The 13,357-nt window shown below is 58.7% G+C and carries 13 protein-coding genes; 10 read left to right on the top strand and 3 right to left on the bottom strand.

Features of this window, described 5'->3' with window-relative positions; translation table 11 throughout:
- The first annotated feature begins 11 nt into the window (after nt 1–11).
- Genes QWI16_RS06535 through QWI16_RS06515 form a run of 5 tightly spaced genes read left to right on the top strand, consistent with a single transcriptional unit; the run spans nt 12 to nt 4,967 of the window.
- Nucleotides 12–2,003 carry a BCCT family transporter gene (locus QWI16_RS06535; RefSeq protein ID WP_302711983.1) on the top strand — a complete coding sequence of 664 codons (1,992 nt, stop codon included), beginning with the start codon at nt 12–14 and terminating at the stop codon, nt 2,001–2,003.
- 23 nt (nt 2,004–2,026) lie between these two features.
- The gene (locus tag QWI16_RS06530; protein ID WP_302711982.1) at nt 2,027–2,737 is read left to right on the top strand and encodes a ZIP family metal transporter; all 711 of its coding nucleotides are present in this window, start codon (nt 2,027–2,029) and stop codon (nt 2,735–2,737) included.
- Nucleotides 2,738–2,770: 33 nt separating this feature from the next.
- Nucleotides 2,771–3,517, top strand: a complete 747-nt coding sequence (locus QWI16_RS06525; RefSeq protein ID WP_302711981.1) for a TIGR01458 family HAD-type hydrolase — start codon at nt 2,771–2,773, stop codon at nt 3,515–3,517.
- 26 nt (nt 3,518–3,543) lie between these two features.
- Nucleotides 3,544–4,461, top strand: a complete 918-nt coding sequence (locus QWI16_RS06520; RefSeq protein ID WP_302711980.1) for a Gfo/Idh/MocA family protein — start codon at nt 3,544–3,546, stop codon at nt 4,459–4,461.
- Nucleotides 4,462–4,505: 44 nt separating this feature from the next.
- On the top strand, nt 4,506–4,967 hold the full coding sequence (locus QWI16_RS06515) for a type II secretion system protein (RefSeq protein ID WP_302711979.1): 462 nt from the start codon (nt 4,506–4,508) through the stop codon (nt 4,965–4,967).
- Here QWI16_RS06515 and QWI16_RS06510 read toward each other — a convergent pair.
- The 3 genes from QWI16_RS06510 to QWI16_RS06500 all read right to left on the bottom strand — a co-directional run bounded on the left by QWI16_RS06510 (nt 4,948) and on the right by QWI16_RS06500 (nt 8,789).
- Complete coding sequence (locus QWI16_RS06510) at nt 4,948–5,397, bottom strand: gamma-glutamylcyclotransferase family protein (protein WP_302711978.1); 450 nt, start codon at nt 5,395–5,397, stop codon at nt 4,948–4,950. The genes QWI16_RS06515 and QWI16_RS06510 overlap by 20 nt on opposite strands.
- Entirely contained in the window at nt 5,387–6,625 is a 1,239-nt protein-coding gene (locus QWI16_RS06505) for an APC family permease (RefSeq protein WP_302711977.1), read from the bottom strand. Before QWI16_RS06505 ends, QWI16_RS06510 begins: the two co-directional genes overlap by 11 nt.
- A gap of 91 nt (nt 6,626–6,716) precedes the next feature.
- A complete protein-coding gene (locus QWI16_RS06500) occupies nt 6,717–8,789 on the bottom strand; it encodes a TonB-dependent receptor domain-containing protein (RefSeq protein WP_302711976.1) in 2,073 nt (690 codons plus the stop codon).
- A gap of 148 nt (nt 8,790–8,937) precedes the next feature.
- Here QWI16_RS06500 and QWI16_RS06495 point away from each other — a divergent pair, with 148 nt between their 5' ends.
- The 5 genes from QWI16_RS06495 to QWI16_RS06475 all read left to right on the top strand — a co-directional run bounded on the left by QWI16_RS06495 (nt 8,938) and on the right by QWI16_RS06475 (nt 13,344).
- The gene (locus QWI16_RS06495) at nt 8,938–9,906 is read left to right on the top strand and encodes a helix-turn-helix transcriptional regulator (RefSeq protein WP_302711975.1); all 969 of its coding nucleotides are present in this window, start codon (nt 8,938–8,940) and stop codon (nt 9,904–9,906) included.
- 85 nt (nt 9,907–9,991) lie between these two features.
- Nucleotides 9,992–11,863, top strand: coding sequence for a metallophosphoesterase (locus tag QWI16_RS06490; protein WP_302711973.1), 1,872 nt, complete (start codon nt 9,992–9,994; stop codon nt 11,861–11,863).
- A 95-nt stretch (nt 11,864–11,958) separates the two neighbouring features.
- Nucleotides 11,959–12,543, top strand: coding sequence for a DUF6151 family protein (locus tag QWI16_RS06485; RefSeq protein WP_302711972.1), 585 nt, complete (start codon nt 11,959–11,961; stop codon nt 12,541–12,543).
- Nucleotides 12,540–12,995 carry a GNAT family N-acetyltransferase gene (locus QWI16_RS06480; RefSeq protein WP_302711971.1) on the top strand — a complete coding sequence of 152 codons (456 nt, stop codon included), beginning with the start codon at nt 12,540–12,542 and terminating at the stop codon, nt 12,993–12,995. Before QWI16_RS06485 ends, QWI16_RS06480 begins: the two co-directional genes overlap by 4 nt.
- Nucleotides 12,976–13,344: an MmcQ/YjbR family DNA-binding protein gene (locus QWI16_RS06475; protein ID WP_302711970.1), complete on the top strand. Its 369-nt coding sequence runs from the start codon at nt 12,976–12,978 to the stop codon at nt 13,342–13,344. The genes QWI16_RS06480 and QWI16_RS06475 overlap by 20 nt, the downstream gene beginning before the upstream one ends.
- The last annotated feature ends 13 nt before the right edge of the window (nt 13,345–13,357 follow it).

The following is a 13,357-nucleotide window of genomic DNA, read 5'->3' as shown; positions in this document are numbered from 1 at the left end:
TTGGGGGCTCCATGAGTGACATGCAGAACACGCCATCTCAGCCAAGCTGGATCAAAGTGAACCCGCCGGTTTTTATTGGCGCCGGGGGCCTTTGTTTGCTGTTTGTGCTCTACGCCGTACTTATGCCGGAAACCGCAGAGACACTCTTTGGCAGCATTCAGGCCTGGGTGGTGCATTCGGCAGGCTGGTTTTATGTGTTGGCGGTCGCCCTGTTTTTGATTTTTGTGGTGGTGCTGGCGCTGTCGGACTACGGCCGTATTAAACTCGGGCCCGATCACAGCGAACCGGATTACAGTTACCTCTCGTGGTTTGCCATGCTCTTTTCGGCAGGCATGGGCATAGGCCTGATGTTTTTTGGTGTGGCCGAGCCGGTCATGCACACCATGACGCCGCCGGTGGGTGATCCCGCCACTGCCGAGGCGGCGCGCGAGGCCATGCGTATCACCTTCTTTCATTGGGGTGTACATGCCTGGGCTATCTACGCCGTGGTGGCCTTGTCGCTGGCTTACTTTGCCTTTCGGCATAAGTTACCCCTGACCATTCGCTCGGCCTTTTATCCGCTGATCGGTGAGCGGATCTACGGCCCCATTGGCCACGCAGTGGATATTTTTGCCGTGCTCGGCACACTCTTCGGGGTGGCCACCTCTCTGGGTTTTGGTGTTATGCAGGTGAACGCCGGGCTCAACTATTTGTTTGACGTTGAAATAGGTACCGGAGTGCAGATTGCGCTGATTGCCGGTATTACCGTGCTGGCCACAGTGTCTGTGGTATTGGGGCTGGACGGCGGTATTCGCCGCGTCTCCGAACTCAACCTGATACTCGCTGTGGTGTTGCTGCTGTTTGTGCTGGCGGCTGGGCCCACGGTCTATCTGTTGCAAACCTATGTCCAGAATGTCGGGCATTATTTGTCAGGCCTGGTTGACACCACCTTCAAACTTTACGCTTACGAGCCCACGGGCTGGATAGGTGGCTGGACCTTGTTTTACTGGGGCTGGTGGATTGCCTGGTCGCCCTTCGTCGGCATGTTCATTGCCCGCGTGTCGCGCGGGCGCACCATTCGCGAGTTTGTCGTCGGCGTCTTAATGGTGCCTGTGGGTTTTACCTTCTTGTGGATGACCTTCTTTGGCAATACCGCAATCCACATGGTGTTGGAGCAGGGCATTACCCAGCTGGCCGATGCGGTGGCGGCGGATACCTCGGTGGCACTGTTTCAGTTTTTCGAATATCTGCCGTTGACAACCATCGCCTCCATCGTGGCTACCGTGCTCGTGATTACGTTTTTCGTGACCTCGTCGGATTCTGGTTCTTTGGTGGTGGACATGCTCACCTCGGGTGGCACGGAAGAAGATACCCCTGTGTGGCAGCGTATTTTCTGGTCGGTGACCGAAGGGGTGATCGCCGCTGCGCTCTTGGTGGCCGGCGGGCTCTCCGCCCTGCAGACCGCCACTATCGCCAGTGCGCTGCCGTTTACCGTGGTGATGTTGCTAATGTGCTGGGGTTTGCTGCGCGCCCTGCGGCTGGAAATTGTCAAACGGGTGAGTTTGCGCGATGCCATGTTGGCGCCAAGGGTGGCACACAATCCGGTGCCCTGGGAGAAGCGTTTGTCCCGCATTATTCGCCAGCCCAATCGCGAGGAAGTGCTGGCCTTTATCGACGGCACCGTGCAGCAGGCACTGCAGCGGGTGGCGGGGGAAATACAACAAAAAAACATCGAGGCGGTGGTCAATCGCGACGACAAAGACCGGCTATGGATGTCGGTCAATCACGGTGAGGAAATGGATTTTTTCTATTCGGTACATGCGCGCCCCTACACCCCGCCAACCTTTGTTATGCGCGACACCAGTAAAGCGCGCGGCGACAAGCTGCGCTATTACCGCGCCGAGGTGTATCTGAAAGAGGGCGGTCAGGATTACGATATTATGGGTTGGACCGAAGAGCAGGTGATTGCCGATGTACTGGATCAGTACGAAAAGCACATGCACTTTCTCAATGCGGTGCGTTAGTCGGCGATAGTGGAGCAACACCTTTGAGTGCGCTGTGGCAAATTGTTCTGATCACCTGGTCGGCCGGCGTCACCGCCTTTATCGGTGCCCAGCTGGCGCGTTATGAGGGCTCGGCTGAATCGACAGCCAAGCGCGAGCTGATTCACGCGCTTGTGGCTTTCGGCGGCGGCGCTCTCTTGGCTGCTGTGGCTTTTGCCTTGGCGCCGCACGCCATGGATGAGCTCTCGCCCTGGCGGCTGGCCCTGAGTTTTTGTATGGGTGGTGTGTTGTTCTGTGTGCTGGATGCCTGGCTCGCCCGTCGCGGCGGCGGCTTTGCCCAGTTTCTCGCCATGCTTATGGATTACGTCCCCGAGGCGATTTCCCTGGGGGCTATCTTCTCCCAGGACCGCAAAATGGGCATGGTATTGGCGGCTTTTATCGGCCTGCAAAACTTCCCGGAAGGCTTTAACGCCTACCGGGAAATGCGCACTGGCGGTCTGCGTCCCAGGCGAATACTCACCGTCATTTTTGTTGCCAGTTTACTTGGGCCTCTGGCTGCGGTCATTGGCTATACTTTGTTGCAGGAGCGCGAAGCATTGACCGCGGTGATCATGAGCTTCGCCTCGGGCGGTATTCTGTATCTGATTTTCCAAGACATCGCGCCCCAGGCGGTTATGCGCCGTCACTGGACGCCGCCACTGGGAGCGGTACTGGGTTTTATGCTGGGCATGCTGGGTACGGTTATGATGCAATAGCGGCCGGCAAGCGCGCCCGAGCGAGGTAAAACCATGAGCATCCACGCGCTTTTGTTTGATTTATCCGGTGTTCTTTACGAAGGCGATGCCTGTCTGCCGGGCGCGGTCGATACCATCGCCCGCGCCCGCGAGCAGGGGCTGACACTGCGCTTTGTCACCAACACCGCAACCAAGTCTCGCGAACAGATTCTCGCCAAACTCGGTGCTTTGGGCATAGAGGTTAAACCCGATGAACTGTTCACCGCGCCCGATGCCGCTGTTGCCTATCTCGCTCAGCGCCAGCAAATACCCTATGCTCTGGTGCACCCGGCCATCGCACCGCTGTTTCGCACAGACGCCGCCAATTACAACTGCGTGGTACTCGGTGATGCCCGCGACGGGCTAAACTACGCGACTATGAACACGGCATTTCGCCTGTTGATGGACGGCTGTCCGCTGTTGGGTATCGGCGACAACCGCTATTTTCGCGATACCGAGGGGCTGAGTCTGGACGCCGGGCCATTTATTCATGCGCTGGCTTATGCGGCCGATGTCGAACCTGTGATTATGGGTAAACCCAGCGCGCTGTTCTTTGCGCAGGTGGTCGCTTCTACCGGTTTGACACCCGAGCAGTGCCTGATGATCGGCGACGATGTGTTTGGCGATGTGGAGGGGGCGCTCAATGCTGGTGCGCAGGCGGCACTGGTGCAAACCGGCAAGTACCGGCTGGGAGATGAGCACAAACTCTCGCGGCCGGCACCGCTGATTGCCGGTGTCGCCGATCTCTGGTCATTGCTGTAACATAGCGCCCTTTGCGAGACCGTTTCATGCGCATAGCCCTCGTCGGTTTGGGCGATATTGCCCGCAAGGCCTACTTGCCCGTTGTCGGCCGTCACCCCGAGATTACCCCGATTCTCTGTACCCGCAATCGCCAAACCCTGCGAGAATTGTCTGAGCGTTATCGCATTGATGAGGCCTACACGGACGTCTCTCAGCTGCTCGACAATGCTCCCGACGCGGTCATGATTCATTCCAGCACCCATAGCCACAGCGTCATTGCCGAAGCCGCTTTGCGTCGCGGCATTGCCGTGTTCGTCGACAAGCCCCTGAGCGATCAGTTGGACGAGTCCGAAGCCTTAGTGAATCTGGCTTTAGAGAAAAATGTCCCACTGTTTTGCGGCTTTAACCGGCGCTATGCCCCGTTGTACCAGCAGGCGCTTCAGCGCGAGCCGATTTCAGTGATCTATCAAAAGCACCGACACAATTTGCCCGGCGATGCCCGCACCTTTGTCTACGATGATTTTATCCACGTGCTGGATTTTGTTCGCCACTGCGCCGGGGAGATGCCCACTGATTTGCACGTCAGTTCCTACTGCCCAAGTCCTGAGCAGCTCGGCAGTGTGCAGGTCACCTGGCACCGCGGCGGAGCGTCTTTTACGGCCGCCATGAATCGCCTGAACGGCTGCACTCGCGAGCGGCTCGAATACAGTGCTCTCAATGAGAGCTGGCAGGTGGATAACCTGCGTCAGGGTTTGTACAGTGTGGATAACCGCTCCGAAGCCATCGGTTTTGGCGATTGGGAAGATACCCTGCACAAGCGCGGCTTTGTTGCTATGCTGGAGAGCTTTTTGGCCACTGTGCGACAAGGCGACGTCGATGCTGGGTATCTGCAAGGCGTGCTGGACAGTCACCGCCTTTGCGAGCAAGTGGTGAGCACCGTTCACGCCGAGGCGCAAGGGCGCTAAAGATCGGCTAAGATAGAATAACAATCGCTTTGCGAGGAGGAACAATGAAAACACAGGTTCGAGGTTTTACTCTGATTGAATTGGTCGTCGTGATCACGATTATCGGCATTCTCGCCGCGATTGCCGTACCGCGCTTTGTCCGCATTCAGGGCGATGCCCGCGCTGCCGTACTACAGGGCGTGCAGGGCTCTATGATCGGTGCGGCCAACCTGATTTATGCCCGCTGCGTGATTGAGGGCAATGAACAGGCGGCCTCTACCACCTGTGGCGATGGCAGTGGCAATAACGTCGCGGTGGCTTATGGTTACCCCACCACCGCCAGCATCGAAACCTTACTGCGCATACAAAGTGATGACCTGGCGGATATCGGCACCACCAATGACGGGGTGGTCGGTTACGATTTGGATGACAACGGCAGCATCGATGCCAACTGCCGCGTTTCCTACACCTCGGCTACCGGGGTAAACAATCAACCCGCTATCGTTATCAGCGCCGGGGGTTGTTAGCGAGTTTCAGGTGCTCTAGGTAGTCGCCGGATACAATCCGGCGGCTCTCATCTACTTTGTGTTGGTAAGCGTAGACCCAGCAACTTAGGCTCTTCCCGTTATCCATGCTCGCCCTTGTGATTTCCCGCCGATACTCGTGCGGCTCGGCATAGGCGGCGGTGCACTCCTCATAGTCGTCGAGCTTTTGTAAAAGCCCGGCGGCATCGCTCAGGCAAACCACATCTCCCCAAACCCGAGCGCCGGTGGCGTCAATGCCGGTTGGCGCGAGTATAGCCCCGGGGTAGTCACCCAGCTCGTAGAGCCTGGCGCTGATACTTGCGCGTCCCAGCCACTGGCTATGGCGGCGTAAAAAGCGGTGCATGGGGTGATTGGGTTCGCGCAGCGTACCGTAGATAAACAGCTGTCTCTCGCCCGCCTGCTCAGTAGCCATGGCGATTTTTGCGAATCAGATAATAAACGGTCAGGGCGCTGACGCAGAGCCCGCCCCAAAGCAGCGCCTTGTCAGGCAGGCTGAAGGCCAACAGCAGACAGCCGACAAGGCCGATATGGCTCAAGGCTCTGGGCCAGACCCGCTCGGTTTTGCTGAGCTTGAGAGCTGAGGCGTTTGTCAGGGCGTAGTAAAGCAGCACGCAAAAGGCGCTAAAGCCAATGGCCTCGTAGACATCCAGAGAGGTAATGGCGATGCCGATGGCCAGCGCCACGGTCAGCTCGGCGCGCCGAGGCACCTGGCGGCGCGGTTCAATATGTTCGAAAAAGCCCGGTAAATCCCGGTTTCGGCTCATGGCGAGTAATGTCCTGCTGATCCCGGCGATCAAGGCAATCAGAACGCCCAGGCAGGCGATGGCGGCGAGCAGGCGCACTGCCGGTGCCAGAGCGGCGAAGCCCGCTGCCTCGACCGCCGTGGCCAGGGGGGCGGCGCTCGCTGCCAGTGCGCTCGGGCCGGCGGCACTGAGCGCGGCTAGACTCACCAGCAGATACAACCCCAGTACCAGTGTCAGGGACAGCGGGATAGCGCGGGTCAACACGCGACGCGGTTCACGCACCTCTTCGGCCAGCGTGGCCAGGCGCGCGTAACCGGCAAAGGCAAAAAACCAGATGGCCGCTCCCTGTAGTAGGCCGGCCGGCGAGACGGAATCGCTCGGCAGCAGCCGACGCCAATCTGCGGTCGGTGCGCTCAGGCACAGGGCGACAATGGCGAGGAGCCCGGCGATAACCATCACCACAATCAGCCGGCTGACCAGCGCGGTTTTGGCGATCCCCAGGAGATTGAGAGCCGTGAGCAGCGCCAGCGCCAACAGTGCCGCCGGTTTGGCATAAGCGGGCAACAGATAGTGGGCGAAGGTCAGCGCCATAACCGCACCGCTGGCGGTTTTACCTACGAGAAAGCAGGCCCCGGCGATAAACCCGGCCAGCGGATGCAAGCGCTCGCGTGCGTAGAGGTAAGTACCGCCGGCCTGGGGGTGGCAGGCGGCCAGTTGCGCCGATGACACCGCGTTGCAGTAGGCGACGACCGCCGCCAATAGCAGCGATAACCAGACCCAGTTGCCGGCGGCCGTCAGCGCCGGAGCTATGGCGGCAAAGATGCCGGCGCCGAGCATGGCGGCCAGGCCGATGAAAACGGCATCGGTGAGACTCAATTGGCGGGCTAGGGCTGTCATGGGCTTGAGTTCGCAGAGACTTTTTCAAGCGCCATAAACTACAGGCCCATCCGCATCCGTGCAATGCGGCTGGGCCTGTTTGTCGGCGAAATTAGAAACGGTAGGACACAGTCGCTTTAATGTTGCGGCCCGGCTCGTAGTCCATTAGGTAGAGCTGGCCAAAGCGCGGGTGAAAGCTGGTACCTGTGCGCGAGGATTGCGACGCGTAAAACTCGTCAAACAGATTGTCCACCCCGGCGGTCAGCTGCAGGCTGTCGAGCGGTTGCCACTGGAGGGAGATATTGTGCACGGTGTAGCCGTCTTTGGCGTTTTCCAAGGTGGCGCCATCGAGATCCGGGCCAGCGGCAACATCCCCCACCAGCAGAGCATCGTAGTGTAGCTTGAGGTCGATGCTCGCGAATTCATAGCCGAGGTTCAAGCTCCAGGTATCGCCCTGCTGGCGGTCGATGCGCGCGCCCTCGAATTGTTCGTAGCCGGCGTAGGCGTCCAGTTCACTCTCGGCGTCGGAGTAGGTCAGCAGCGCGCTCAGCCCGCCGATGTCGTAGCCGATATAGGCCTCGCCACCGGTGATTTCCATATCGCCCACGTTGTCCATTACCGGGCTGGCGTACTGATAGATATAGCCTTCAATCTCGGTGCGGAAAAGGGTCGCGCCCACGCTGAACTGATCGGCGCCGAGCACGGCATCGCCGTAGGCGAATGACAATTCGTCGTTGCGTCCCCCCTCGGCCTCAAGCTCCGGGTTGGGGTCTTCAAACAAGCCGGCACCAACGAATACCTCGGAGATATCCGGGCCTTTGAACAGCTCCGTGCCTGACAGGCGGAACAACAGACTGTCGGTGGGCTGGAACTCCAGCGCCAGGGCGCCGGTCACATCGTCGTAGCGCTTGTCCACCACGGCGGAGTTGAGATCGTAGTCGTTGTAGCGCAGGCCGGGAATCAGAGCAAACTGACCCAGCTCAATACGATCCTGAATAAAGACGGCCGAGTCGGTGGCCTCTTCACCGGCGCTGTCTACGGCGCCGCTTAAGTAAGTGGCCGTGTATTGCGTGTCGTATTCGGTGATTTCCAATCCGTAGGTGAGGGTATGGGTAACGCCTGAGCCAATCAGGGTTTCCGCCAGCAGGTTCACACCGGTGTTTTCGGCATCGCCTTCAACCACGGCGGCCCAGGTTTCATAGGCGGGGTTTTGGGCGTAGCCCAGCTCGTCGCGCCAGAGGCTGCTCTCATTGCGAAACACGGCGGCTTTGATTTGCGTGTGACTGCCGATACTCGCGTCGTAGTTCAGGGTGTAGGTGTCGCGGGTGAATTCAGTGGGCCAGAGCAGGGGCACACCGAGGGATTCGGTAATGGCCAGGTCGGTGGCCAGGCCCATGTCCGGGCGATAGCTGTAGTTGCCTTCATCCTTGTAGGACTCGTAGCCGATTTCCAGGCGCTGGCTGGGGGTAAAATCAATGCCGACCTTGATCAGGGCGTCGTCCAGATCACCTTTAAGCCCGCGCACCTTGCCATCGGTACCGGGGATAACATCGCCGTTGGCGTCCTTGATTTCGCCGCCGCCAACCTCGTAGTTATCCCGGTCCACATGGTTGTAATAGGCCAGCAGGTCCACCTTGCTGCCCAGCTGCGCGTAGGCGGTTGCCGAGTAGCTGTCGCCCGAGTTGTCGCTGACCGTACCTTCCAGGCGCGCGCCAAAGCGATCGTTGCCGCTCAGCAGATCCTTAGCCTCTTTGGTTTCAAAGCGCACCGCGCCGCCCAGGCCGCCGTTAATCACCGAATTGGTACCCACGTCGATGTCCACGGACTTGAGAATGTCCGCGTGAATCTGCAGGTTGCCCATATGGTGGTACATGTAGGTGTTTTGGTTGGCGCCGTCGATGCTGATGCGCAGGTCTTTGTCATCCATGCTGCGGATGGTGATGCGCTGGTTCATGGAGTGGGCGCCGCCCACATCCACACCGGGAATGGTGCGCAGCAAGTCACTGATGTGATCGGCTTGGCGGATGGTGATGTCAGCGGTGTCCATATACACCGAAGAGGCGCGCACCTCGGTGCCCCAAACCACCATTTGTTCGATTTCCGGCTGCTCGCCGCTCTGGGCGTAACCGTTGGCTACGGCGCCCAGCAGCACCGCTGCCGCGCAGTAGGATGTCTTGATCTTCACGTCCGAGTCCCCTTGTAAGATCCGTTAAAAAAGCCCCGGAGAGCGCGGGTAAATATGGCGCTGCCGGGGTAATGCTTTATGAGAATCATTTTTATTTATGATACAGTTGTCATCCCCCAAAAGCAGCCTGCGAAATCGTCAAGCTATTATGAGAAATGATCAGCACACAGGCGTTCTACCCGAGTCGGTGAGCGCCGCCGACCTGCACCGGCGGGTGCTGCCATGCAGCCCGGATCACCGGGTGGAGGGTGCACCGGAAAAGCCGCTGCTGGATGGCCACCTGCGCTTTTTCCGCATAGGCGCGGATGTCTCGGTGCACTGTGTAGATGCCACAGAATTGGCCGACAGCCGCAGCAGTGGCGAGTGCCCGGCCGGGCTAAGCGTGAATATCCTGCTGGCGGGGCAGGTGGGGTTTGCCCTAGGGGCTGAGCATTATCGCTGCAGTGCCGAAGCGGGACCGGCCGGCATCGCCCTGGCGTTGAGGAAGGCTGAGCCCTTTACCCGGTTTTTATCCGCCGGCAGTCGGGTGCGCAAAGTCAACGTCAGTGTTTCCCGCCAGTGGCTGAGCGAGCGGCTCGGAGACGTGGAGGCCGGCCGGGTACTGCAGCGCTCAGTGCGCCTGTGGGAGGCCGATGCGGGGCAGGTGCGGTTGGCGCGCAGATTACTGGCCCTGAGCCGGGCGCCCGCCTGCTCGGTCCTGGCTATAGAGGCCCTGGCGGTGGAGCTGATCGGGCGGATTCTGGATGCCTCTGAAGCAGGGCAGCCGGTGTCGCCAGATCTTCCGGCGCACTCGGGCGCCGAGCTGCGCCAATTGCTCGCCCCCTACCTTGAGGGCGAGTGCGACCTGGCAGGCCTTGCTCACAAGCTCGGTATGAGTGTCAGTACATTGCAGCGGCGTTTTAAGCGTTTGTGCGGTGTCACGGTCATGGAGTATGTGCGCAGCCAGCGACTTGAGCGGGCGCGCCGGGCGATGTTACTGCACGGTATGAGTGTGCAGGAGGCGGCGTATCTCGCCGGTTACGATCATCCCTCCAATTTTGTCAGCGCTTTTAAGCGCGCCTATGGCACGACCCCCGCGGCCTTGATTCGCACCCATCGTCAGGAGCTGTCGGCGTGAGTGCCCGATTCGCCGCGGAGCTTGATAGACACTGTCACATTCCCTTGGCTACACTGCGGCCAAAGCATCAGGCAAGGGAAAGACTATGCATTCGGTTTTTTTGTGGGGTATGGCTGCCCTGTTAGCGTTTGCCGGCTCGCTGCCGGCGTGGGCTCACTCGGATAAGGCGCATTCACAAGAGCATCATCAAGGCGTCATGATTGATGGCGCCGCCACGGTAAACCCCTGGACTCATCTGCAGTTCAACAACGACCCAAAGGCCTTTCAGTTTGCGGTGGTTACCGATCGCACCGGTGGGCTGCGCCCCGGGGTTTTCTCCCAGGCGGTGGATAAACTCAATTTGCTGCAACCCGAGTTTGTCGTCAGCGTCGGCGATTTGATTGAAGGTTACACCGAAAATCGCGCTCAGTTGGAGAGTGAATGGAACGAATTCGACGCAATGGTGCAGCGTCTCGACATGCCGTTTTTTTATCTTGCCGGCAATCACGATTACACCAATGAGGTAATGGCCGACGTCTGGCGCGAGCGCTACGGCGCCAGCTACTACCACTTTGTCTATCGCGATGTGCTGTTTGTGATGCTCAACTCCAACGACGGCGGCAGCACTCACACCATGTCGCAAACGCAAATTGACTGGCTGGCGCAGGTGCTAAAGGACAATCCAAAACCCAAATGGACTCTGGTCTTCACGCACGCGCCTCTGTGGGACCGCGACGATACCGACCGCTGGGGCGAGGTGGAGCAACTGCTCGATACACGCCCGTACACGGTGTTTGCCGGTCACCATCACCGCTATGTCAAAAACCAGCGTCACGGCCGTGAGTATTTTACTCTGGCCACCACGGGCGGTATCAGTAGCATGCGCGGCACCCGCTTTGGTGAGTTCGATCACGTGGTGTGGATTACCATGAGCGATGAGGGCCCGATTATCGCTAACCTGATGCTGGACGGCATCTGGGATAAAAACGTGCGCACTGGCGAGATGCGCGATTTGCAAAACCGGATGATCGACAGAGGCCGTCTCTCGGCGCCGGCGCTGCTGCACCGTGGCGGTTTCACCGAGGGCACCGCCGAGCTGCGTCTGGTGAACGATGCGGATATCCCCTACACCCTGACCGCTAAGGTTCAGGCCAATGAGGGCTTTGCGTTTGCCGGCGAGGCGACACAAACGCTCACGGTGCCGCCCAATGAAGTTCGCACCTTGCCCGTGCCCATCAAGAGTCTGGAGCCGCGCGAGGGCGATCACGGAGCGGTGAACGTGCAGTGGCAGCTACGCTACCAACACGGCGAGGAGACCATTGAGTACGAGGGCGCACGCACGCTGGCGGTGAGCCGTGAGCGCCCGATCAACACGCTGCCCCACATTGAGTTGGATGGAGCACTCGATGAGTGGCAAAGCGTCGAGTTTTTCAAGGCAGCCGACAACCAGTACTTCCAGGTCGAGAACTGGCAGGGGCTCAGCGATGCGGATATGGCCTTTGCCCTGGCAAGCGCGAGTGATCATTTGGTGCTCGCCATTAAAGTGCTCGACGATCATCTGCTACGCAACGCCAGCGACAATGTCTGGAGTCAGGACGCACTGCTGATCACTCTGGATGCGCGCGCCAAACACCGGCGTTTGCTCAAACCCACCTATGACAACCGCGTGCCCGGTGAGCGCTATATGGTTTTGCAGCCACCCGCCAAAGGCTTCGAGGCTGCCCTGCGGGCCAACCCCGAGGTGCCGGATGACATACGCCAGTTCGTCCGCACTACCGAGAGCGGCTATACTGCCGAAGTCGCCATTCCCTATGCCCTGCTCGACACCGACCACGGCAGCCACTGGGACGGTGTACGAATCAACCTACTTTTGCGCGATGTCGACCCAGACGAGCCCGGCATGGTAGGGCGCGAGTGGTTGCCCGCCTGGGATTACGAGGGCTCAGTAGCGGGAGCCGGGAGTTTCTATCGGGAGTGACGGCTTGCCCATAAAGAGTACTCGGTGAAGTATCCGAAGTGACAATGGCGTAGTACTCTGGGCCTCTTACAATACTTGCAGAAAAGGTTTACGCCGTGAAAATCGTCGAGCTTGAATGTTCCTGCGGCACCGTTAAGGGCAGGTTAAAGGTTGTACCCGGTTCTTTTTTTCACGTTCACTGTCTGTGTCGCGATTGCCAGAAATTTGCCGGCTATCTGCAGAATAAAGATAAGATTCTGGATGAGCACGGTGGCTCCGAGTTGTTCCAGACCTATCCGGCCTATATGGAGATCACCGAAGGGCAAGAGCAGATTCGCGGCGTGCAGCTGACCCACAAAGGCATCTATCGCTGGTATTGCGATTGTTGCAAACTCCCCCTGGCCAATACCCTAAGGTCGGCAAAGGTGCCCTTTGTCGGGGTTTCGGTAAAGCTGATGAAATTCGCCAGTGAGCAACAGAAAATAGACATCTTGGGGCCGGTCACTTTAAAAGCCTTTGGCAAGTACGCCATCGGTGACATGCCCAAAGACGCCCATATGCGCTTTCCCCGCACCTTTTTGCCAAAGATTCTCGCCTTTATGGCCAAGGGGTTTCTCGGCGCGAAAAGCAGGCCCTCGCCGTTTTTTATTGGCGACGCGCCTGTGGCAAAAGTCCATACTTTTTTTGATAAGGCTGAATGACCTTGTTGGTTCGCGCCGTTCAATCTGCGGATCTTGATCGCGTCTATGTGGTAATGAAGGAAAATATGCTCGGCTACTATCAGCAACGCAAGGAGCCGTGGAACGAACAGGCTCTTCGCCGTTTCTTTGCCGATTTAAGCGGGGCGGTTGTCGAGCATAAAAGTGGGCTGGCTGCTTTTTCGTTTTACGAGGTTCATCCGAACAGGCTCCATATTCATACGTTTCAGGTGGCCGCCGAACATCAAAACCGGTTGATCGGTGGGTGTTTGTTTAAGTGGTATCTTGAGCTGGCACGGGTGCTGGCTGTCGGGTCTATCTCCTGCGCTGTCTACGAGCAGAACCCGGCCTTAGTCCTCTACCTGCGCTTGGGCTTTGAAGAGAGAGAAAGACAAGCGGGCGTAGTGCACTTGTCCCTGGCGGTCGGAGATCCGCATGAATTACGACACGTTTAATGCCTTTTGTGGCTCGCTGCCGGCAACCAGTCACGTTATCCAGTGGGGCGGTTCTCATGTGTGGAAAGTCGGCGGCAAGGTGTTTGCCGTTGGCGGCTGGGAGAAATCAAGTGGTCCAGCCTACACGTTTAAAGTGTCAGATTTGCACTATGAGCTGTTAAAAGACGAGCTAGGCTATCGGCCGGCCCCTTATCTTGCATCGCGCGGCATGAAGTGGATTCAGCAGTACGGCGGTGGCGCGGCGCTGGATGAACCTCTGACTTACTATCTCACCGAGTCCCACCGGATTGTCTCGCTGGGGCTCAGTAAAAAGTTGCAGCGCGAGCTGGGGCTTAACCAGAGCGGATAATGATCGTCTGTTG

This window comes from Gilvimarinus algae (assembly GCF_030518215.1).
Classification (GTDB): domain Bacteria; phylum Pseudomonadota; class Gammaproteobacteria; order Pseudomonadales; family Cellvibrionaceae; genus Gilvimarinus; species Gilvimarinus algae.
The sequence above is the reverse complement of the archived record's forward strand: the minus strand, read 5'-3'. Positions and strand labels throughout refer to the sequence as shown.